The following is a 20,963-nucleotide window of genomic DNA, read 5'->3' as shown; positions in this document are numbered from 1 at the left end:
CCGCCCCGCCGTCACGACACCACGTCCTTGCGCGCGAACCCCCGGAACGCCAGCGCGCACAGCACCAGGGCGTACGCCACCGAGACCGCCGAACCCTGGATCATCCCGGACCACTCCATCCGGGGCTGCAGGGCGTCCACCCAGGAGTACTGCCAGTGCGCGGGCAGCACATCGCGCCAGGTGCCGAGGGCGGTGACCTGGTCGAGGACATTGCCGACGATGGTCAGCCCGACGGCGCCGCCGACCGCGCCCAGCGGTGCGTCGGTCACCGTCGACAGCCAGAACGCCAGGGCCGCGGTGACCAGCTGGCTGACGAAGACATAGCCGACCACCACGGCCAGCCGCGGCACCGCCTCGCCCGCGGACAGCGCGCCGCCGGTGGGCAGTTGCAGCGGGCCCCAGCCGTACGCGGCGCTGCCCACACCCAGCGCGACCAGCGGCAGCAGCAGCATCGCTGCGGCGCTGAACGCCAGCCCGACGGTGAGCTTACTCAGCAGCAGCCGGGCCCGGGGGACCGGCGCGGCGAGCAGATAGCGCAGCGAGGACCAGCTCGCCTCCGACGCGACCGTGTCTCCGCAGAACAGCGCCACCGGCACCACCAGCAGAAAGCCGGCGGAGACGAACAGCGCGGTGGCCGCGAAGTTGCCGCCGGACGCGGTGGCACTGTCCATCAGGGTGATCCGGCCGTTGCTGCGGCTGTCCGGGTCGCCGCCGATCGCGAACGCCGCCACCAGCACGAACGGCAGCAGCGTCAGGATGGCGGCGATCACCAGCGTGCGGCGGCGGCGCAGCTGGCGCCGGGCCTCGACGCGCAGCGGGAGGGTGCGGCGCGGGCGGTAGCCCGGCGCCCGCGCCGTGGGGGTCGCGGTCATCGGTCCCCTCCGATCAGGGTGAGGAAGGCGTCCTCCAGGCGTCGGTGCGGGCCGACGCGGTCCACCGGGACCTCCATCCGGAGGAGTTCGGCCAGCAGTTGGGGCGTGCCCAGGCCGTCCAGCCGTACGAGCAGGCCGCCCTCGGCGCGTACGGCCGAGGCCACGCCCGCCAGCGCGGCCACCTTCTCCACGACGGCGTCGCCGATCTCCTCCGCGACCCCGACCAGCAGGGTGTCGCCGGAGCCGGTGATCTCGGCTACCGGACCGGCCTGCACCAGCCGGCCGCGGTCCATGACGACCAGATGGGTACAGCTCTGTTCGACCTCGGACAGCAGATGGCTGGAGACGATGACGGTGCGTCCGGCGGCGGCGTAGCGGATCATCACGTCCCGCATCTCCCGGATCTGCGGCGGGTCGAGCCCGTTCGTCGGCTCGTCGAGGATCAGCAGATCCGGCAGGCCGAGCATGGCCTGGGCCAGGGCGAGGCGCTGGCGCATGCCCTGGGAGTAGGTGCGTACGGCGCGTTCCAGGGCGTCGCCGAGACCGGCGATCTCCAGTGCCTCGTCGAGGTGCGCGTCGGCGGCGGGCCGGCCGGTGGCCTGCCAGTACAGGTCGAGGTTGGCGCGGCCGGACAGATGCGGCAGGAAACCGGGGCCCTCCACGAACGCGCCGACCCGCGACAGCACCGGGGCGCCCGGCCGGACGGCCTGCCCGAAGATCCTGATCTCGCCCTCGTCGGGCGTGATCAGCCCCATCAGCATCCGCAGGGTGGTGGTCTTGCCGGCGCCGTTGGGCCCCAGCAGGCCCAGCACCTGCCCCTTGCCGACGCGGAAGGACAACTCCCGTACGGCATACCGGTCGGTGGACTTGGCATACCGCTTGCTCAGGTCGCTGATCTGCAGCGGGACCTCGGCGAGCGCCGGATCGGGCGCGGGCGCCGCGGTCCGGCGGCGGGCGGTGAGCAGCAGCAGCGCGGCGACGGCGGCGGCCGCGGCGGGCAGCGCCCAGGTCCAGGCGGGCAGCGGGGCGGCGGCGCCGCGCACCCCGGGCGCGGTGGGCACGCTGAGGGCGCCGTCCTTCAGGGAGACGGTGTAGGTGGCGGGTTCGGCCGGTGAGGCATAGCCGAGGTCGGTGGCGGAGAGCACCAGCCGCAGCCGGTGGCCGGCCGCGAAGTCATGGTCGACGGTGGGCATCCGGAGCCGCACGGTCCGGCCGTCGTGGGCGTCCTTGATCCGGTACGGCGTGACGAGCTGGGACGGCAGCACCTGGCGGCGGCCGTCCGGGGCGACGTCGTAGACCTTGGCGAAGAACACCGCGTCCGGGGTGTCGGACCGTACGTGGACGGTGGCGGTGGGGCTGCCGGTGAGATGGACGGGGCTGTCCAGCGGCGCCGATTCGAAGCGGGCGTACTGGCCGGCGAAGTCCAGGGACAGTCCGCCGGCGCCGAGCGAGGAGAGGTTGCCGAGCGCGCCGACCCCGGGCACCGCGGAGATCGCCGGCGGTCCGGCGCCGGGCGGGTTGCTGAAGGTCTGGGTGCGGCCGGTCAGCCGGATGCGCCGCGGATCGTTCTCCAGTCCGGTGTAGCCGTCCGCGTGCGCGCCGCGCAGCCGCACCGCGCCGTTGGTGGAGTCCACTCCCCCGCTGCGGCTGATCCGGAACCCGGGCCCGGTCCCGGCGTGCTCGTCGCCCTTGAGGTAGCGGTCGAACCAGGCCTTCGTCCGTCCCTCCAGCCGGGCGGTCTCCCGGTCCCCGCCGTCGTGCCCGCCGGCGATCCAGTCGACGTCGACCGGCGCACCGTTCTTGCGGAGCTTCTTGTAGAGGGCGTCGGACTGGTCGAGCGGGAACAGCGAGTCGGTCTGGCCCTGCATGATCAGGGTCGGCACCTTGATGCGGTCGCCGACGGCGGACGGGCTGCGGTCCGCCAGGAGGGCGCGGGCCGCGGCGTCCGGCTTGCCGCTGACGGCGACCCGCTCGTACATCCGGCACAGCGCGGGCTCGAAGCGCCCGCAGCCACCGGACGTGGTGGGCGCGGGGCCCGCGGAGCCGGTGGGGGCGCCCGCCGAGCCGGTGGTGAAGAAGATCCCGGCCCACAGCTTCTTGAACACGCCGTGGGGGAAGAGGGCGTCGGCGAGGTTCCAGTAGGTGATCTGCGGGGCGATCGCGTCGACGCGCCGGTCGTGGCCGGCCGCCAGCAGCGAGATCGCACCGCCGTAGGAGCCGCCGGCCATCCCCACCCGGGGGTCGCCGTCCTTGTCGAGCTGCACCTCGGGGCGCTCGGCCAGCCAGTCGATCAGCCGCCGGGCGTCGGCTACCTCGCCGTCCGGGTCGTTCAGCCCGATGCTGCCGGTGGACTTCCCGAAGCCGCGCGCCGACCAGGTCAGTACGGCGTATCCGTCCCGGGCCAGCCGCTCGGCCTGGGGGCGGAGGTCCTTCTTGTTGGCGCCGAAGCCGTGGGCCAGCAGCACCGCGGGCCGGCGCCCCCCGGAGTCGCCCCCGGCGGTGAAGAAGGAGGTGTCGATCCGCACCTCCTTCTTGCTGCCGGGCTTCTCCGGCATGGTCATCAGCCGGTCCGTGCGGTGGACGGCGGGCGCGGCGTCCGAGGAGGCGGCCGCCCAGGTGCCGCCTCCTATGAGGACGGCCAGCGCGCCCGCGGCGGCGTACCAGCGCCGGCCGCGCAGTCGGATACCTCGGAGAGCCATACCGTGAATCCTAAGGAGGAGCCGATACGGGCGGCCGGTACCCCGGGCTGAACCCGGCAGCCTCCCTGGGGAGTAGGGTGCGCGCTCCCGTACCACGGACGCGGTACGGGGCCGGGGGCCAGGGCCCGCCGTCCGGAGCGGCCGGTCCGGGGTGCACGGAGCGGCTGATGACAGCCCCGGAGGGCGGGGCAGGACGGCCGCGGAGGACGGGGCCTCGCCTACCGGGGCAGGACGACCCGCATCACCATTCCGCCGCCCTCGCGGGGCCGGGCGGTGATGGTGCCGTCGTGGGCGCGGACCACCGACCGGACGATGGACAGGCCCAGACCGACACCCTTGTCACTGCCCGTGCGCTCGGTCCGCAGCCGCCGGAACGGCTCGAAGAGGTTCTCCACCTCATACGCCGGAACCACCGGCCCCGTATTGGCCACCACCAACACCGCACACCCCGGCTGCGGCTCGGTGACCACCTCCACCCACCCCTCCTCCGGCACGTTGTAGCGCACCGCGTTCTGCACCAGATTCAACGCGATCCGCTCCAGCAGCACACCATTGCCCTGCACCAACACCTGATGACGCACCCCGCGCAGCTCCACCCCCTTGGCATGCGCCTCCTCCCGCGTCTGGTCCACCGCCTGCGCCGCGACCTCCGACAGATCGACCGGCTTCTTGTCCACCACCTTGTTCTCACTGCGCGCCAACAACAGCAGACCCTCCACCAACTGCTCACTGCGCTCATTGGTCGCCAGCAACGTCTTGCCCAGCTGCGCCAGCTCCGGCGACGCCCCCGGATCGGCCAGCTGCACCTCCAACAACGTCCGATTGATCGCCAACGGCGTCCGCAGCTCATGCGACGCATTCGCCACGAACCGCCGCTGCGACTCGAACGCCCGGTCCAACCGGTCCAGCATCTGATCGAACGTGTCCGCCAGCTCCTTCAGCTCATCATCCGGACCCCCCAGCTCGATCCGCCGATGCAGATCCGAACCCGCCACCCGCTGCGCCGTCCGCGTGATCCGCCCCAACGGCGACAACACCCGACCCGCCATCGCATAACCGAACGCGAACGCCACCACCGTCAGACCCACCAGCGCCGCCAGGGAGCGGTTCAGGAAGGTGTGCAGCGCCAGTTCGCGCTGGTCGCGGAGGCAGTCGCTGATCGCCGAGTTGATCTCGGCGACCGTGCCGACCGACGGCAGGCCGGGACAACTGACGTTCCCCACCCTGACGTTGGTGCCGAAGACCCGGAACTCCGGGGTGCCTTCCTTGAGGGTCTGGGCCGCCAGGATGTAGATGAGCGTGAGCAGGACGACCCCGGCCATCAGGAACATGCCGCCGTACAGCAGCGTGAGCCGTATCCGGATGGTCGGCCGCAGCCAGGGCGCCGGGCGGCGCGGCGGGTCGGGGCGCACGGTCGGCATCGGTGGCAGGGCGGCCGGCGCGGGTGCCCGGGAAGCGGGTGCCACGGCCCTCAGCCCCGAGGGGCCGACGAAGCGGGCACTGCTACCGATAGCGGGGCAAGAGGTGTACGCACGACTGATCCTTCCTCAGATGCCTTAAGGCACAGGAGAGTTGCCAGGCACTGTCCATCCTGCACAAAGGGGTCATAAACCGGCAGTAAGCAACGGCTCACCTCCCGGCCCACGGCCCCCGCCCGCATCTGCCCGTCGATCGCCGGGCTCGCCTTCCGGGACCCCTCACAAGGGGCCCGGAAGGCGAGCCGATACGGACTAGCCGGCGGCCGGTTCCGGTGCCGTCAGCCGGTACCGTGCGAGCCGGTCATCGCTGCTCCAGCGCACCAGCCCGGCCTTCTCCAGAACGCGGCCGGACGCCGGGTTCGACAGCTCCACGTCCGCACACACCGTGTGCACGCCCGGTGCCGTGAAGGCGAACGCCACCAGGGCGCGGGCGGCCTCGGAGGCGTAGCCGCGGCCCCGCCGGGACGGCACGACGCCGTAGCCGATCTCCAGCGACCCGTCGCGCGGCGGCCAGAACAGCCCGATGGCGCCGACCACCCGGCCGCCGTCCCGTTCGAGGATCTGCCGCTGGCCGTGGACGCCGCGCGCGTCGGGGTTCTGGGCGGTGAAACCGGCGATGACCCGGTCACCGTCGGCGGGGAAGTCCGCCGCCCAGTGCGGCTGCGGTGTCCCGTCGAGCACGGCGGCGAGCTCACCGTCGGACCACGGCCGCAGCAGCAGCCGTGCGGTGAGCAGATCCCTACCGCGCGGCACAAAGGCGGAATCCGGGGAATTCCGGGGGCCTTGGGGGTCCCGGGAATCCGGGGAGAGAGGAGAAAAAGAGGAAGACACGCGTCACTCCTGGTCGTTGTCGACGACCGGGCCGCGCTCAGGACTTCGGGCGCACAGGCGTCCCGCTCAGGCGGCGGCCCGGACAAGGGCATGCTGAGGAAGCGGCCGGCGGGCCATATTCATCAACCTCCCTCGTCCAGCAGTGGTCGCGCTCCGGGCGCGCGCCGTCGCACCGTACCAACCGGTGGGCTGCCGCCCCCAGTTGTTTTCCGCGGCGGTCGGCCGGAGCCGGTCACGCGGGGCGGGCACCGCCCTGTGCGCACCGGCCCCGGCGCCGGGTCAGTACTGCGGCGGTCCGAAGCCGCCCTGCGGGGGCGGCGGAGTGCCGGGCGGCATCGGCGGGGCACCGGCCGGCGGCATCGGCGGACCGCTGACCGGGGGCACCGGGCCGGCGGGCGGCTGCCAGGCCGGCGGGGCCTGCGGGCCGGGCGGCGGGACGAAGCCGGGCGCGCCGAACTGCGGGGACGGGGACGGCGGATACCAGGCGGGGGCGACCGGCTCACCGCGGCCCATCAGCGCCAGCAGCGCCACCGACCCGAACAGGTCCAGCGCCAGCTGGAAGTGGTTGATGATGCTCAAGCCGGGCACGGCGCCGGACAGCTCGAACAGGGTGCCGGTGACGGCCATCCCGATCACCGACAGCAGGGCGCCGGGCAGCGACACCACCGCCAGCCCGATGGCCAGCCCGCGGGCCGCGGAGCCGCGCATCAGGCTGTTGAGCGCGGCCGGCGCGGTCAGCGCCAGGAAGAACACGGCGTACCAGCCGGAGGCCATGCCCAGCAGCGAGCCGAGGGCGCCCTTGCCGAGGTAGAACATGGCGAGGTACTCGCTGCCCTGCGTCAGCATGTAGATCTGCCAGACCAGGTTGACCAGCACCATCGCGCCGAGCACCAGACCGCACACCACACCGGCCGTCCTGGCCGGGCGCATCGGCGGGTCGCTGGGCTGCTGACGCGGCCAGGAACGCATCCCGGCGAGCAGCACGATGCCCGCGACGAGGGACAGCAGGAACAGCCCCAGGCTGCTGAGGAAGACGCTGTCGAAGGTGTCGGTGCCCGTTTCGGCGTGCCGGAACCAGCGGTTGTCGCTGGTGTGGGTGCCGACGCTGATGATGGCCTGGAACGCCGTGGCGAAGGTGAGGGTGGTGGCGACGGCCAGCAGCCCGCCGGCCACCCGCTGCCCCGCGAACGCCGTGAAGACGGCCGCCAGCTGGACCAGGGCCAGGCCCAGGTGGAACGGATTGGTGACCTGGTTGAGGCCGCCGGAGTTCTGCATGGTCCAGGATTCCCAGACCCCGTCGATGCCGAACTCGCTGAGGTCGACGACCAGCCAGGTGGCGGTGAAAAGGAAGAACAGCAGGCAGAATGCCCCGCCGGTGATGCGGGCGCCCTTGGCGAGCGCCATGGATTGGTGCATTTCGTCCCCCGGTTGTGTCAGTGCGTGGCGAGGGAGCACGGTAGCAATGCGCCGGTCCGCGGTCTGCCCCTGGACCTGCAGTTCTTCACCGTCTCCGCGCATGGTGCCCCGGACGCCGTCACGATCCGGACATGCCGGACCCCCGGCCGGCGGGGGTCCAGCCGGGGGTCCTCAGGACGTCCTCAGTGGTTGCTGGGGAAGCCCAGGTTGATGCCGCCGTCGGACGGGTCCGGCCAGCGGGTGGTGACGACCTTGCCGCGGGTGTAGAAGTGCACGCCGTCGTTGCCGTAGATGTGGTGGTCGCCGAAGAGCGAGTCCTTCCAGCCACCGAAGGAGTGGTAGCCGACCGGCACCGGGATCGGCACGTTCACGCCGACCATGCCGGCCTCGACCTCCATCTGGAAGCGGCGGGCCGCGCCGCCGTCGCGGGTGAAGATCGCGGTGCCGTTGCCCCACGGCGAGTTGTTCATCAGCGCGATGGCCTCGTCATAGGTCTCGACGCGGACCACGGACAGCACCGGGCCGAAGATCTCGTCACGGTAGGCGTCCATCTCGGGCGTGACGTTGTCCAGGAGGGAAACACCCATCCAGTGGCCGTCCTCGTAGCCCTCGACGGTGTAGCCGGTGCCGTCGATGACGACATCGGCGCCCTGGGCCGCGGCGCCCGTGACGTACGAGGCGACCTTGTCGCGGTGCACCTTGGTGATCAGCGGGCCCATCTCGGAGGCCGGGTCGTCGCCGGGGCCGATCCGCAGCTTGTCGGCGCGCTCCTTGATCTTGCCGATCAGCGGGTCGGCGGTCTCCCCGACGGCCACGACGACGGAGATCGCCATGCAGCGCTCACCGGCCGAGCCGTACGCGGCGTTGATCGCGGAGTCCGCGGCCAGGTCGAGGTCGGCGTCCGGCAGGACCAGCATGTGGTTCTTGGCGCCGCCCAGCGCCTGGACCCGCTTGCCGTTGGCGGTGCCGGTGGTGTGGATGTAGCGGGCGATGGGGGTGGAGCCGACGAAGGAGACCGCGGCGATGTCCGGGTGCTCCAGGATGGCGTCGACAGCCACCTTGTCGCCGTTGACGACGTTCAGCACACCGTCGGGCAGCCCCGCCTCGGCGGCCAGCTCGGCCAGCTTGAAGGCGGCGCTGGGGACCTTCTCGCTCGGCTTGAGGACAAAGGTGTTACCGCAGGCGATGGCGAGCGGGAACATCCACATCGGCACCATCGCCGGGAAGTTGAACGGCGTGATGCCGGCGACCACACCGAGCGACTGACGGATCGCCGCCACATCGACGCGGGTGGATACCTGGGTGGACAGCTCGCCCTTGAGCTTCTCGGGGATGCCGCAGGCCAGCTCGACGATCTCCAGACCGCGGGCGACCTCGCCGAGCGCGTCGGAGTGCACCTTGCCGTGCTCGGCGGTGATCAGCTGCGCGATCTCCTCGCGGTGCGCGTCGAGCAGCTCGCGGTACTTGAACAGCACCGAGGTGCGCTTGGCCAGGGAGCTGCTGCCCCAGGTCCGGAAGGCTTCCTTGGCCGCGCGGACGGCCGCGTCGACCTCGTCGGCCGAGGCGAAGGCGACCTGCTTGTCCTGGGCGCCGGTGGCCGGGTTGTAGACCGGGCCGAAGTTGCCGGAGACGCCCTCGACGGGCTTTCCGCCGATCCAGTGGCTGATGGTCTTCATGCGGGGGGCCTTTCTGGGCTGACGGCTTCGGGCAGGGGTCACAGGTGGCGGCGGCGCCCGGCGGTGTGCCGGTCGTACGCCTCACGGGCGGCCACCGCCGCCGGACGTGTCGCGGTCTCGGCAACAGGAACATCCCACCAGGCCTGAGCCTCCGGCGCGCCCGGCACAGTGTCAGCCGTTTCGGTCTCGACATAGACACATGTGGGCCGGTTCGCGCCACGCGCCTCGGCGAGCGCCGCGCGCAGCTCACCGACCGTGGCCGCCCGCAGGACGTGCATCCCGAGCGAGGCGGCGTTGGCCGCGAGATCGACGGGCAGCGGCGCGCCGGTGTACGTGCCGTCCGCGGCGCGGAAGCGGTAGTCGGTACCGAACCGTTCGCCGCCGGTCTCCTGGGAGAGCCCGCCGATCGAGGCGTAGCCGTGGTTCTGGATGAGGACGATGTTGATGTGGATGCCCTCCTGGACCGCGGTGACGATCTCGGTGGGGTTCATCAGATACGTACCGTCGCCGACCAGCGCCCACACCGGCCGGTCGGGGGCGGCCATCCGCACACCGATCGCGGCGGGGATCTCATAGCCCATGCAGGAGTAGCCGTATTCGAGGTGGTACTGCCTGCGGGACCGGGCGCGCCAGAGTTTGTGCAGGTCACCGGGGAGGGACCCGGCCGCGTTGACGAGGATGTCGGTGTCGTCGACCAGGGCGTCCAGCGCGCCGAGGACCTGGGTCTGGGAGGGCCGTACGGAGGCGTCCCGGGCACCGAACGCGGCGTCCACCCGGCGTTCCCAGTCCGCCTTCGCCACTCCGTAGGCGGCCTCGTACTCCGCGTCGACGCGGTGTCCGGACAGCTCCTTGGTGAGCGCTTCGAGTCCGGCGCGGGCGTCGGCGACGAGGGAGGCGGCGCCGAGCTTGTGGGAGTCGAAGGGGGCGATGTTGAGGTTCAGGAACCGCACACCGGGCGCGGCGAAGAGGGTCGCGGAGGCGGTGGTGAAGTCGGTGTAGCGGGTGCCGACGCCGATGACCAGGTCGGCCTCGCGGGCGAGCGCGTCGGCGGTGGCGGTGCCGGTGTGGCCGATTCCGCCGACATCGGCGGGGTGGTCGTGGCGCAGCGAGCCCTTGCCGGCCTGGGTGGACGCGACCGGGATGCCGGTGGCGTCGGCGAAGGCGCACAGCGCGTCCTCGGCCTCGGAGTGGTGCACACCGCCCCCCGCGATCAGCAGCGGCCGGCGGGCGCCACGGACCGCGCGCACCGCATCCGCCAGGGCATCGGCGTCGGGAAGGGGCCGGGTGACCCGCCAGACCCGGTCGGCGAAGAACTCCTCCGGCCAGTCGTACGCCTCGGCCTGGACGTCCTGCGGCAGCGCGAGGGTGACGGCACCGGTGTCGACGGGGTCGGCGAGCACCCGCATGGCCTGGAGGGCGGCGGGGATCAGCGCTTCGGGCCGGGTGACCCGGTCGAAGTAGCGGGAGACCGGGCGCAGCGCGTCATTGACCGACACGTCCCCCGCGTGCGGGACTTCCAACTGCTGCAGGACGGGGTCTGCCGTCCGGCCGGCGAAGGTGTCGCCGGGCAGCAGCAGGACCGGGAGGCGGTTGACGGTGGCGAGCGCGGCGCCGGTGACGAGGTTGGTGGCGCCGGGGCCGATGGAGGTGGTGACGGCCTGGGCGGAGAGCCGGTCGCACTGCCGGGCGTAGCCGACGGCGGCATGCACCATGGCCTGCTCGTTGCGGCCCTGGAGGTACGGGAGCACCGGGGGCCCGGGGGTTGCCCCCTGCCCGGGGGTTGCCCCCTGGTGGGACGCGGCACCGGATTCCAGCAGGGCCTGGCCGAGACCGGCGACATTGCCGTGGCCGAAGATGCCCCAGCAGGCGTTGATCAGGCGGTGCCGGCGGCCGTCCCGCTCGGTGTACTGGTGGGCGAGGAACTCGACCAGGGCCTGCGCGACCGTGAGCCGGCGCGTCGTCGGAGCGTTCATCGGGCGTCTCCTGCGGGCGCTTCGTAGAGGGGGAGGCGGGGGTCGACCGGCCGGCCGGGCCAGGTGGAGCGGATCCAGCCGTGATCGGGGTGATCACAGATCAGCCACTCGCGGGCGCCGGGACCGGCCATCACGTTCAGGTAGTACATGGTGTGGCCGGGCGCGGCGATGGACGGGCCGTGCCAGCCGTCGGGGATGAGTACGGCGTCCCCGCTGCGGACCTCGGCCAGCACATCGGTGCCGCGGCCGCGCCCCGAGGGGCTCACGCGCTGGTAGCCGACCCCGTCCGTACCGCGCGCGGACGCGATCTCGAAGTAGTAGATCTCCTCCAGTTCGGACTCCTCGCCGGGGCGGCACTCGTCGTGCTTGTGCGGCGGGTAGGAGGACCAGTTGCCGCCGGGGGTGAGCACCTCCACCGCGATCAGCCGGTCGCATGCGAAGGTGTCCGCCGCGCCGAAGTTGTTGACCTGGCGGGAGCAGTTGCCGGTGCCGCGCAGCTCCACGGGGACGTCGGACGCGGCCCCGTAGCGGGCGGGCAGGCGGTTCTCGCAGCGGGCGCCGGTGAGCGCGAAGCGGCCGCCGGCCGCGGTGGCGATCTGGACGTGGGCGTCACGCGGCACGTAGGCGAAGTCCGTGACCCCGCTGAACACGCTCTCCCGGCCGGTCAGTTCGAAGGTGTCGCCCTCATCGGTCAGCACCGTGCAGCCGCCGGACAGCGGCAGCACGATCCATTCGCTGTCGCCGGTGGCGAAGGCGTGGTGGGCACCGGGCGGCAGGTCCAGGACGCGCAGCGAGGAGTGGTCCCAGCCCGCCCGCTTCGGGTCGATGTCCAGGGCGTACGGGCCCGCTGCCGTGGCCCCGGCCCCCAGATGGAATTCAGTGCTCATAAGTCGAGTCTCCTGCGGAAATCGCGGCGTTCACAGCAGGCCCACGGCGGTGTCCACGGCGGCCGCGACATCCCCGTCGGCCGGGTAGAGCAGGGAGCGGCCGACGACCAGGCCCTGCACGGTCGGCAGCCGCAGCGCCTTGCGCCACTTCTCGTAGGCGGCTTCCTGGTCCTGGACGGTGCTGCCGATGTCGCCGCCGAGCAGCACGGTCGGCAGGGTGGTGGTCTCGCAGACCCGGGCCATGGCGTCGGGGTCGTCGGTGACCGGCAGTTTGAGCCAGGTGTAGGCGGAGGTGCCGCCGAGTCCGGAGGCGATGGCCACCGAGCGGGTGACGGCCGCGGCGCTGAGGTCGTTGCGGACCGCGCCGTCCGCCCGGGAGGAGAGGAACGGCTCGACGAAGACGGGGAGCTGCCGTTCGGCCATCGCGTCGATGGCGCGGGCGGTGGCCTCCAGGGTGGTCAGCGAGCCGGGGTCGCGGTAGTCGATGCGCAGCAGCAGTTTGCCGGCGTCGAAGCGGAGCCGGGCGAGGTCCTCGGGGCGATGGCCGGTGAACCGGTCGTCCATCTCGAAGGAGGCGCCGGCCAGACCGCCGCGGTTCATCGAGCCCATCACGACCTTGCCTTCGAGGGCGCCGATCAGCAGCAGGTCCTCAAGGATGTCGGCGGTGGCGAGCACCCCGTCCACACCGGGCCGCGACAGCGCCAGGACCAGCCGTTCGAGCAGGTCGAGGCGGTTGGCCATGGCGAGCTGCCGGTCACCTACGGCCAGCGCGCCGCGGGCCGGGTGATCGGCGGCGACGATCATCAGCCGGCCGCTGTCGCCGAGGAGCGGGCGACGGGTGCGGCGGGCGGCGGCCTCCGCGACGGCTTCGGGGTGCCGGGCCCGCAGCGTCGCGAGGTCACTGATCCGAGGGGTCAAGGCTCAACTCACCTTCTTGAGTGCACAGGTGGAGGGGGTACGGCCACCGGGCGGGCCGGTCCGGGCGGTCACCGGCCGGCAAGGAACGCGTCGACCTCGTCGGCCGTGGGCATCGCCGAGGAGCAGGCGAGGCGGGAGGCGACGATGGCGCCCGCGGCGTTGGCGTACCGCATCATCGGCTCCAGCTCCCACCCGGCGAGCAGGCCGTGGCACAGCGCCCCGCCGAAGGCGTCCCCGGCGCCCAGGCCGTTGACGACCTCGACGGGGGTGGGCGGCACCTCGGCGGTGCGGCCGTCACGGTGGACGGCGAGCACGCCCTTGGGTCCCTGTTTGATGACGGCGAGTTCGACGCCCCTCTCCAGCAGCGCCCCGGCGCAGGCCTTGGGGTCGCGCAGCCCGGTGGCGACCTCGGCCTCGTCGACATTGCCGACCGCGACGGTGGCGTGCCGCAGGGCGGCCTCGTAATACGGGCGGGCGGTGGCCATCGCCGCGGCGCCGGTCGCCCCGCCGTCCCCGGAGGCGCCGCCCTCGCCGCCCCAGAACATCGGCCGCCAGTCGAGGTCGAAGACGGTGGGGCCCGCCTTGGCGCGGGCCTCCAGCGCGGCGAGGGTGGCACTGCGGCTGGGCTCCTCGCAGAGCCCCGTACCGGTGATCCAGAAGATCCGGGCGGCCGCGAGGGCGTCCTGGTCGAGTTCTTCGGGGCGGATGACCAGGTCGGGGGCCTTGGGACGGCGGTAGAAGTAGAGCGGGAAGTCGTCCGGCGGGAAGATCTCGCAGAAGGTGACCGGTGTCGGGTAGGCGTCGACGGAGGTCACCCAGCGGTCGTCCACGCCGAAGTCGCGCAGCGCCTGGTGGACGTAGTCGCCGAACGGGTCACGGCCGGTGCGGCTGATCACCGCGCTGCGGCGGCCGAGCCGGGCGGCGGCCACCGCGACATTGGTGGCGGAGCCACCGAGGAACTTCCCGAACGTCTCGACCTGGGCCAGCGGCACACCGGTCTGCAGCGGGTAGATGTCGACTCCGATGCGGCCCATGGTGATCAGGTCGTACGGCTGGGTCATGTGCGCCCCTTCGGGTCGGCCGGCGCGGCGGGTTCGGCGGGTTCGGCTCCGAGGAAAGGTCTAACGGGGAGAGCCAGACCCTGTCAATACTTTGTCCTTACATACTGACGTCAGGGAGAACATTGGATGCGCGACATGGGGGGAGCCGAGATGAACGCGAGGGGAGCCGGAGCGAAGGCACGGGGGAAGCCCACGTGCCCCCGGAAGGGGTTCGCGTGACCTCGGAAGGGTCGCGTGAACCCGGCATGGGCCCGCGCGATTCCGGAAGGGGCCCGCGCAATCCCGGCATGGACCCGCGTGCCCCCGGAAGGGCCGCACGATCCCGGAAGGGGCCCGCGCGATCCCGGAAGGGGCCCGCGCGATCCCGGAAGGGGCCCGCGTGATCCCGACAGGGGCCCACCTGCCCCAAAAGGAGCCCACGCACCCCAGGGGCGCGGCACCCGGCCACACTCCGGCGCACCCCGAGTGACAAAGTCCTTAAGTCCTTATGTCAGGACGAAGTCTTGACACTCCCCGGGGCGGCAGAGAGGCTGTGCCCCACAACCCCACCCCAGCGCCTCCCGGTCACCGTCGACCGGCGAGAGGAGAGCCGCAGCATGTCCGTTCCCCATGCCGCCCAGCCCGTCCTGGACCGCATCCGCGTCGGTTCCGCACCCGACTCATGGGGGGTCTGGTTCCCCGACGACGACCAGCAGGCCCCCTGGCAGCGCTTCCTGGACGAGGTCGCCGAGGCAGGGTACGAGTGGATCGAACTCGGCCCGTACGGCTACCTGCCCACCGACCCCGCCGTCCTGCGCGAGGAGATCGCCCGCCGCAGCCTGCAGGTCTCGGCCGGCACGATCTTCACCTCGCTGCACCACGGCCCGTCCGTATGGGACAAGACCTGGGCGCACGTCTCCGAGGTCGCCACCCTCACCCAGGCGATGGACGCGGGGCACCTCGTCGTCATCCCGTCCTTCTGGCGCGACGACAAGACCGCCGAGGAGCTCGAACCGCGCGAGCTGACCGTGGAGCAGTGGAAGCACCTGACCACCGGCATGGAGCGGCTGGGCAAGCGGGTGCGGGACGAGTTCGGGCTGGACATCGTCGTACACCCGCACGCGGACACCCACATCGACACCGAGGAGCACGTCGAGCGGCTCCTGGACGCCACCGACTCCGACCTCGTCAACCTCTGCCTGGACACCGGCCACTACGCCTACTGCGGCGGCGACAGCGTCAAGCTGATCCGCACCTACGGTGAGCGGATCGGCTACCTCCACCTCAAGCAGGTCGACCCGGACATCCTCGGCGAGGTCGTCGCCAAGGGCACGCCGTTCGGCCCCGCCGTCAAGCAGGGCGTGATGTGCGAGCCGCCGCTCGGCGTACCGGCACTTCCGCCCGTCCTGGAGGCCGCCCAGGAACTGAATGTCGACCTCTTCGCCATCGTCGAGCAGGACATGTACCCCTGCCCGCCCGACCAGCCCTTCCCCATCGCGGAGCGGACCCGCCGCTTCCTGCGCTCCTGCGGCGCATGAGCCGCCGGCACCTCCTGCGGGTGCCGCGGGTGCGGCGGGTACGGCGGTAGGCCTCGTGCGCGGATGCCGTATACGTATGCCTCGGACGCCTACGTCGGGTACGCCTACGTGGGGTACGCCTGCGCCCGGCAAGCCTGCGTCCGGCAAGCCTGCGTCCGGCAAGCCTGCGTCCGGCGCGCATGCGCCTCGCACGCGGCCGCCTCGTACGCCTGCACCTTGTACACGGCCGCCCCGCACACCTGCACCTTCTACACAGCCGCCCCGTACGCCTGCGTCTCGTTCGCGGCCGCCCCGTACACCTACACCCCGTACGCGCCCGCCTCGCGACGCCTCCTCCTCTTACCCCGGCAACGATTACGGAGCGTAACCAGTTCCGTTCTCAGGGTATCCCTCACACTCTGTAGCACGTAAGGACTTGTGGACGACATGACTTCGCACGAAACGCTGGGCGTGGCGATCATCGGCACCGGCCGGATGGGCGCCGACCACGTACGCCGGATCAACGAGGTGATCAGTGGCGCCCGGGTGGCGGCCGTGGTCGACATCGACGCGGCGCGGGTCAAGCACCTCGCCGACGGCATCGAGGGGTGCACCCCCTACACCGACCCGGCCGCCGCCATGGACGACCCCGGGGTGGACGCCGTACTGATCGCTTCACCGGGGCCCGCGCACGAGGCGACGCTGCTGGACGCCTTCGCACGGGATCTGCCCGTGCTGTGCGAGAAGCCGCTGACGCCGGACGCCGCCTCCGCGCTGCGGGTGCTGGAGGCCGAGCAGGCCTTGGGGCACCGCCGGGTCCAGGTCGGTTTCATGCGCCGCTACGACGCCGACTACCGCGCCCTCAAGTCCCTTCTGGACCAGGGCACTTACGGCCGTCCGCTGATGCTGCACAACAAGCACCGCAACGCCGGCAGCACGCCCGGCTTCACCAACGCGATGATGATCAACGACTCGGTGGTGCATGAGATCGATGTGACGCGCTGGCTGCTGGGGGAGGAGATCACCGCGGTGCGGGCGCTGCGCCCGGCCCCCACCGGCAACGCCCCGGAGGGTCTCAGCGACCCCCAGCTGATCCTCTTCGAGACCGCGGGCGGCCAGGTCGTGGACACCGAAATCTTCGTCAACTGCGGCTTCGGGTACCAGGTCAGCTGTGAGGCGGTCTGCGAGGGCGGCACGGCCAGGATCGGTGACGACCACGGGGTGTTCAGCAACACCGCGGGCCGCTGGGGCGGTGCGATCACGCCCGGTTTCGTGGAGCGCTTCGAGGAGGCCTACGACCGGCAGGTGCAGCGCTGGGTGAACGCCACCCGGCGCGGTGAGGTAGAGGGCCCCAGCTGCTGGGACGGCTATGCCGCGGCCGCGGTGTGCGAGGCGGGTGTGCGCGCCCAGACGACCGGCGAGCGGGTGACGGTCGAACTGATCGAGCGGCCCGCGCTGTACGGATGAGGCCGCCCGTCGCCGAGCCGTACCGCTGAGGCGGCGCACCCCCTTGCCCCCTGTGCCCCGAGGCCCTCGCCGCCCAAGCACCCGGGCACCGGGCACCCAAGCACCCGGGCACCCGTCGAGCCCGCACCCCCTCGCCCCCCTCCACCGATGCACGCCGTACCGCCGCGGTGCGCCGCCCGCTCCCCCGGGCCGCGCACCGCACCTGGTCCACCGAAAGGCCCCGCACCATGTACGTCGCTCCCGACGCCGGCCCGCACGGCCATCTGCCCCCGCACCAACATCCCGCTCCGGACGCCGGGTTGACCGGCCGGGCGCGGGCGGACCGGAGCTGCTGATGGCGGCTCCGACCGGCCAGATGGCGTCCGCCGGCCCGCACGAGGGTGCGCGGGCCCGCCACGCCAGACGCTTCATCGTCGGCATCGCTGCCATTGCCGCCCTCGGCGGCGCCCTCTTCGGCTACGACACCGGAGTGATCTCCGGCGCGCTCCCGTTCATGGAGGGCCACTTCGGCCTCACCTCCCTGGGCGAGGGCATCATCACCAGCGCGCTGCTGATCGGCGCGGCCTTCGGCTCGCTGATCGGCGGCCGGATGTCCGATGCGCTGGGCCGGCGCAACTCCCTGCTGTGGGCGGGCGCCGTGTTCATCGGCGGTGCGCTGGCCGTCGCGCTCTCCCCCGATGTCCCGTTCATGACCGTGTCGCGCTTCGTCCTCGGCCTCGCCGTCGGCAGCGCCTCGGTCATCACCCCGCTCTATCTCTCCGAGATCGCGCCCCCGCACATCCGCGGCCGGCTGGTCTCCTTCAACTCGCTGATGATCGTCAGCGGCCAGTTGCTCGCCTACCTCATCAATGCCTTCCTGGCGCAGTGGGCGGCCTGGCGCTGGATGCTGGGCCTGGCGGCGCTGCCGGCCGTGGCGCTGTTCGTCGGGCTGTTCTTCCTGCCCGACACCCCGCGCTGGTACATCAGCAAGGGGCGGCAGGACGAGGCGGCCCGGGTGCTGCGCCGTACGCTGCCCGCCGAGGAGGTCCCCGCCGAGCTGGCCCGGATCGATCACGCCCGCAGCCTGGAGGCGGATGCCCGGCAAGGCGGCTGGCAGCAGCTGCGCACGCCTTGGGTACGGCGGCTGTTGCTGGTCGGTATCGGTCTGGCGACCGTCCAGCAGATCACCGGTGTGAACGCCGTGGTGTACTTCGCGCCCAAGATCCTGGCGTCGACCGGTCTGGGCACCGGTGCCTCGATCACCGCCACCATCGCGGTCGGGGTGATCTCGGTGCTCGCCACCGCGCTCGGGATGTTCCTGATCGACCGGGTCGGCCGACGGCCCCTGCTGCTCACCGGCCTGGCCGGGATGACCGTCTCGCTCGCCCTGCTCGGCGCCTCCTTCCACCTCCCGCACTCCCCCGGCGTCAGCGCCCTGGTGCTGGGCCTGATGGTCCTCTACATGGCCTTCATGCAGGGCACTCTCAATACGGGGGTGTGGCTGCTGCTGGCCGAGATGTTCCCGCTGAAGGTCCGCGGACTGGCCATGGGCGCCGCGGTGTTCGTGATGTGGCTGGTCAACTTCGGGGTCGCGCTGGTCTTTCCGCTGCTGCTCGACGCGGTCGGCGCCGGCACCACCTTCCGGTTCTTCGGCGCGATGTGTGTGCTGTCCCTGGTGTTCTGCAAGCGGTACGCGCCGGAGACGAAGGGGCTTGCGCTGGAGGATCTGGAGGACGAGCTGCGGAAGGCGGCGGGGGCCGCACCGGCCGCGGCCTGACGGGGCGTCGGCAGGTTGCCGATCGCGGGAACCACGGACCGCGTCCCCGGCGTCACTACGGGTGGAATCACCTCCAACGGGGGAAACGGTGGAATTCGTGAATACCAACGCACTCAGCCATGCCGTCAAGCGCACGGCCGTCCTGACCGCGACCGCGGGTCTGCTGACCGCGGGTCTGCTCACCGGTCCGGCGTCCGCCGACAGTCCGGCCGCCGGGCGGGCCGACACACGGGCCGCCTGCGTGTACTACAACGGCAACGCCCTCACCGTCTACGGTCAGCGCGGCGACCGCGTCCGGCAGGTGCAGTGCCTGCTGGCGAACCGCCGCTATCTCCCCTGGGGAGATGTGACGGGGTACTTCGGCCCCAAGACCCGGGCCGCGGTGAAGAAGTTCCAGTCCCGGCACCATCTGACCGCTGACGGCAAGGTCGGCAAGAAGACCTGGTACGCGCTGTACCACGCCTGATCCGCGTCCGGCCGTCCACGGCACTCCTGTGGCGGGCCGGTTCCCCAGCCGGGGACCGGCCCGCCACACGTCTGTGTGCCCGCTGCGCCGTGGCCGCGCAGGCCGCCCTCCCCCTTCCGGATCATCCCGCACCCCCTTCCGATCGCCCCGTCTCCTTCCGGGTCGTCCCGCCCCCGTCACAGCCGTCCGCCCCGCGTCACAGCTGTCACCGTTACGCGCGCCTTACGTCACAGCCGTTCAACAGCCCCTCCCCGATGGTTACTCGGTGTCGTTGTCCAGGCACAGGGTGAGTGATCACCTGGCCGTACGCAGCCCCCTGCCGGCTCTCCGGGCCGACCCTGCGTACGGCGCTCAGGAGGTGGCAGAGATGACCGACCGCAAGCTCTGGTCGTACAAGGAGATCGCCGCGCACATCCAGGTACAGCCGGACACCGTGCGCTCCTACCGGAAGCACGGGTTGCTGCCCGAACCGGATCTGGTGGAGGGCGGAAAACCGTACTGGTTCGCCGATACGGTCAGAAGGTGGGTGGCGCAGCGACCGGGCCAACGCGGCCGGCGCTGAGAGCCACCGGACCGGCCCCGGGGCGCTCGGGCGGCATCGCCCGCCAAGTGTTCCCGGGCGCCACGAGTGGTACGTCCCCCGGCGCGGTCAGTCGGGCCGGGGTGGTGCCGTCGACCCTCTGATCTCCAGTGCGGGGGCCACGAGTTGCTGTCCGGCGGGGGCGTCCGGGCGCTCCATACGGTCCAGGAGGCAGCGTGCCGCGCGTCGGCCGACCTCGTGGCTGGCGTTGTTCACCGAGTTCAGCCAGAGGTGGCGGATGCGGGAGAGGTAGGTGTTGTCGTAGCCGACGAGGGAGAGGTCGGCGGGCGTGCGCAGGCCCAGCTCCTGGGCCGCGGACAGCGCGCCGACACCGGAGATGTCGTTGAACGCGAAGACGGCGGTGGGGCGTTGGGCGGCCGGATGCCCGGCACCGGGGCGCGAGGTGACGGGTGGCGTGACGGCCGGCGGGGTGAGCAGCCGGACGGCGGCGCGGGAGCCGCCTTCCTCGGTCCCGTCACCGCTCGCCACTACGGAGCTCGCGGCCAGGCCGTGGGCGCGCATCGCGGCCTCGAAGCCGCGCCGGCGCAGCTCGCCGACCAGACCCTCTCCGGCGATGTGGGCGATCCGCCGGTGGCCGAGGCCGATGAGGTGTTCGGTGGCGAGCCGGGCGCCGCGCTCGTCGTCGTTGGCGACGAGGTCGGTGTGCGGCAGCCGGGGTTCGTGGTTGCCCGCGATGACGGTCGGCAGTCGTTCGGCGACCTCGGCGAGGCCGTCGGTGTCCGGGAGGGTGCCGACGACGACGAGTCCGTCGACCCGCAGCTCCTGGAAGGTGCGGGCGAAGTCCTGGCCGGCGCGTCGGTCCAGCCGCCCGTCGGCCATCAGCATCCGCAGACCGTGCGCCTGCAGCAGCGAGTTCAGGCCGTCGAGCACCTCGACGAACCAGGGGTTGCGCATATCGTTCAGCAGCACCCCGACGGTGTGCGTACGGCGGGCCACCAGGCTGCGGGCGGCGGCGTTCGGCCGGTAGCCGAGCTCCTCGATGGCGTCCAGTACGGCCTGCCGCTTGGTGTCGCTGACCCGCGGGGAGCCCTGCAGCACCAGCGAGACCAGTGATTTGGAGACGCCCGCGCGCTCGGCGACACCGCGGATCGTCGGTGGCCGGTCCGCGCCCGGCCGTGTGCCGGTACATGTGCCGTTCCGTCCGTCGGCCTGGCCGTCCGTCCGCCCGTCGGCTCGCTTGTTGGACCGTTCCATGAACGGAAATCCTTCCATCGGCGCAGGTGGGCGTCAATGCGCAACCTTCTCTTCCTGCGGGGTGGTTGACATGCGGACATCAGGACATGCAGGGTGCGGATACCTGCGAGGGTTGGACCGTTCCAATTCCCCGCGCCCCGCATCCCCCTCCTCCCCTCTCTCCGTCCCACCC

16 protein-coding genes are annotated in these 20,963 nt (G+C 72.1%); 5 read left to right on the top strand and 11 right to left on the bottom strand.

Annotated elements, in window-relative coordinates; translation table 11 throughout:
* Nucleotides 1-11: 11 nt before the first annotated feature.
* The 10 genes from SLV14N_RS26230 to iolC form a co-directional block, all read right to left on the bottom strand.
* The gene (locus SLV14N_RS26230; protein WP_208684133.1) at nt 12-872 is read right to left on the bottom strand and encodes an ABC transporter permease; all 861 of its coding nucleotides are present in this window, start codon (nt 870-872) and stop codon (nt 12-14) included.
* On the bottom strand, nt 869-3,571 hold the full coding sequence (locus tag SLV14N_RS26225; protein ID WP_263271336.1) for an alpha/beta fold hydrolase: 2,703 nt from the start codon (nt 3,569-3,571) through the stop codon (nt 869-871). Before SLV14N_RS26225 ends, SLV14N_RS26230 begins: the two co-directional genes overlap by 4 nt.
* A gap of 218 nt (nt 3,572-3,789) precedes the next feature.
* Nucleotides 3,790-4,992, bottom strand: coding sequence for a HAMP domain-containing sensor histidine kinase (locus SLV14N_RS26220; protein WP_263271334.1), 1,203 nt, complete (start codon nt 4,990-4,992; stop codon nt 3,790-3,792).
* A gap of 309 nt (nt 4,993-5,301) precedes the next feature.
* Complete coding sequence (locus SLV14N_RS26215) at nt 5,302-5,802, bottom strand: GNAT family N-acetyltransferase (protein ID WP_263271333.1); 501 nt, start codon at nt 5,800-5,802, stop codon at nt 5,302-5,304.
* 357 nt (nt 5,803-6,159) lie between these two features.
* Entirely contained in the window at nt 6,160-7,296 is a 1,137-nt protein-coding gene (locus SLV14N_RS26210) for a hypothetical protein (protein ID WP_259670517.1), read from the bottom strand.
* A gap of 182 nt (nt 7,297-7,478) precedes the next feature.
* Nucleotides 7,479-8,972 (bottom strand): CoA-acylating methylmalonate-semialdehyde dehydrogenase, encoded by a 1,494-nt coding sequence (locus SLV14N_RS26205; RefSeq protein WP_208684129.1) that lies wholly within the window; start codon nt 8,970-8,972, stop codon nt 7,479-7,481.
* A gap of 38 nt (nt 8,973-9,010) precedes the next feature.
* The gene (gene iolD / locus SLV14N_RS26200) at nt 9,011-10,945 is read right to left on the bottom strand and encodes a 3D-(3,5/4)-trihydroxycyclohexane-1,2-dione acylhydrolase (decyclizing) (RefSeq protein WP_263271330.1); all 1,935 of its coding nucleotides are present in this window, start codon (nt 10,943-10,945) and stop codon (nt 9,011-9,013) included.
* Nucleotides 10,942-11,832, bottom strand: a complete 891-nt coding sequence (gene iolB, locus SLV14N_RS26195; protein ID WP_208684125.1) for a 5-deoxy-glucuronate isomerase — start codon at nt 11,830-11,832, stop codon at nt 10,942-10,944. The genes iolD and iolB overlap by 4 nt, the downstream gene beginning before the upstream one ends.
* Before the next feature lie 30 nt (nt 11,833-11,862).
* A complete protein-coding gene (locus tag SLV14N_RS26190; RefSeq protein ID WP_018093035.1) occupies nt 11,863-12,750 on the bottom strand; it encodes a hypothetical protein in 888 nt (295 codons plus the stop codon).
* Between the two features lie 68 nt (nt 12,751-12,818).
* Complete coding sequence (gene iolC / locus SLV14N_RS26185) at nt 12,819-13,811, bottom strand: 5-dehydro-2-deoxygluconokinase (RefSeq protein WP_208684121.1); 993 nt, start codon at nt 13,809-13,811, stop codon at nt 12,819-12,821.
* 596 nt (nt 13,812-14,407) lie between these two features.
* Here iolC and SLV14N_RS26180 point away from each other — a divergent pair.
* The 5 genes from SLV14N_RS26180 to SLV14N_RS26160 all read left to right on the top strand — a co-directional run bounded on the left by SLV14N_RS26180 (nt 14,408) and on the right by SLV14N_RS26160 (nt 19,558).
* On the top strand, nt 14,408-15,328 hold the full coding sequence (locus SLV14N_RS26180) for a sugar phosphate isomerase/epimerase (protein WP_263271325.1): 921 nt from the start codon (nt 14,408-14,410) through the stop codon (nt 15,326-15,328).
* 426 nt (nt 15,329-15,754) lie between these two features.
* The gene (locus SLV14N_RS26175; RefSeq protein WP_263271323.1) at nt 15,755-16,774 is read left to right on the top strand and encodes a Gfo/Idh/MocA family protein; all 1,020 of its coding nucleotides are present in this window, start codon (nt 15,755-15,757) and stop codon (nt 16,772-16,774) included.
* A gap of 334 nt (nt 16,775-17,108) precedes the next feature.
* The gene (locus SLV14N_RS26170; protein ID WP_263271322.1) at nt 17,109-18,530 is read left to right on the top strand and encodes a sugar porter family MFS transporter; all 1,422 of its coding nucleotides are present in this window, start codon (nt 17,109-17,111) and stop codon (nt 18,528-18,530) included.
* A gap of 97 nt (nt 18,531-18,627) precedes the next feature.
* Complete coding sequence (locus tag SLV14N_RS26165; RefSeq protein WP_263271321.1) at nt 18,628-18,996, top strand: peptidoglycan-binding protein; 369 nt, start codon at nt 18,628-18,630, stop codon at nt 18,994-18,996.
* Between the two features lie 367 nt (nt 18,997-19,363).
* On the top strand, nt 19,364-19,558 hold the full coding sequence (locus SLV14N_RS26160) for an AlpA family transcriptional regulator (protein WP_018093041.1): 195 nt from the start codon (nt 19,364-19,366) through the stop codon (nt 19,556-19,558).
* A gap of 87 nt (nt 19,559-19,645) precedes the next feature.
* Here SLV14N_RS26160 and SLV14N_RS26155 read toward each other — a convergent pair whose 3' ends face one another.
* Nucleotides 19,646-20,791: a LacI family DNA-binding transcriptional regulator gene (locus tag SLV14N_RS26155; RefSeq protein ID WP_263271318.1), complete on the bottom strand. Its 1,146-nt coding sequence runs from the start codon at nt 20,789-20,791 to the stop codon at nt 19,646-19,648.
* Nucleotides 20,792-20,963: the final 172 nt, after the last annotated feature.

This window comes from Streptomyces sp. Je 1-4 4N24 (genome assembly GCF_026239515.1).
In the GTDB taxonomy this organism is placed as follows: Bacteria; Actinomycetota; Actinomycetes; order Streptomycetales; family Streptomycetaceae; genus Streptomyces; species Streptomyces nigrescens.
This window is presented reverse-complemented; position numbering and strand designations above follow the sequence as displayed.

Bases quoted from the DNA above. Each gene is read 5' to 3' on its own strand.
- SLV14N_RS26230 (WP_208684133.1), bottom strand. From the start codon at position 872: ATGACCGCGACCCCCACGGCGCGGGCGCCGGGCTACCGCCCGCGCCGC.
- SLV14N_RS26225 (WP_263271336.1), bottom strand. From the start codon at position 3,571: ATGGCTCTCCGAGGTATCCGACTGCGCGGCCGGCGCTGGTACGCCGCC.
- SLV14N_RS26220 (WP_263271334.1), bottom strand. From the start codon at position 4,992: ATGCCGACCGTGCGCCCCGACCCGCCGCGCCGCCCGGCGCCCTGGCTG.
- SLV14N_RS26210 (WP_259670517.1), bottom strand. From the start codon at position 7,296: ATGCACCAATCCATGGCGCTCGCCAAGGGCGCCCGCATCACCGGCGGG.
- SLV14N_RS26205 (WP_208684129.1), bottom strand. From the start codon at position 8,972: ATGAAGACCATCAGCCACTGGATCGGCGGAAAGCCCGTCGAGGGCGTC.
- iolD (WP_263271330.1), bottom strand. From the start codon at position 10,945: ATGAACGCTCCGACGACGCGCCGGCTCACGGTCGCGCAGGCCCTGGTC.
- iolB (WP_208684125.1), bottom strand. From the start codon at position 11,832: ATGAGCACTGAATTCCATCTGGGGGCCGGGGCCACGGCAGCGGGCCCG.
- iolC (WP_208684121.1), bottom strand. From the start codon at position 13,811: ATGACCCAGCCGTACGACCTGATCACCATGGGCCGCATCGGAGTCGAC.
- SLV14N_RS26180 (WP_263271325.1), top strand. From the start codon at position 14,408: ATGTCCGTTCCCCATGCCGCCCAGCCCGTCCTGGACCGCATCCGCGTC.
- SLV14N_RS26175 (WP_263271323.1), top strand. From the start codon at position 15,755: ATGACTTCGCACGAAACGCTGGGCGTGGCGATCATCGGCACCGGCCGG.
- SLV14N_RS26170 (WP_263271322.1), top strand. From the start codon at position 17,109: ATGGCGGCTCCGACCGGCCAGATGGCGTCCGCCGGCCCGCACGAGGGT.
- SLV14N_RS26160 (WP_018093041.1), top strand. From the start codon at position 19,364: ATGACCGACCGCAAGCTCTGGTCGTACAAGGAGATCGCCGCGCACATC.
- SLV14N_RS26155 (WP_263271318.1), bottom strand. From the start codon at position 20,791: ATGGAACGGTCCAACAAGCGAGCCGACGGGCGGACGGACGGCCAGGCC.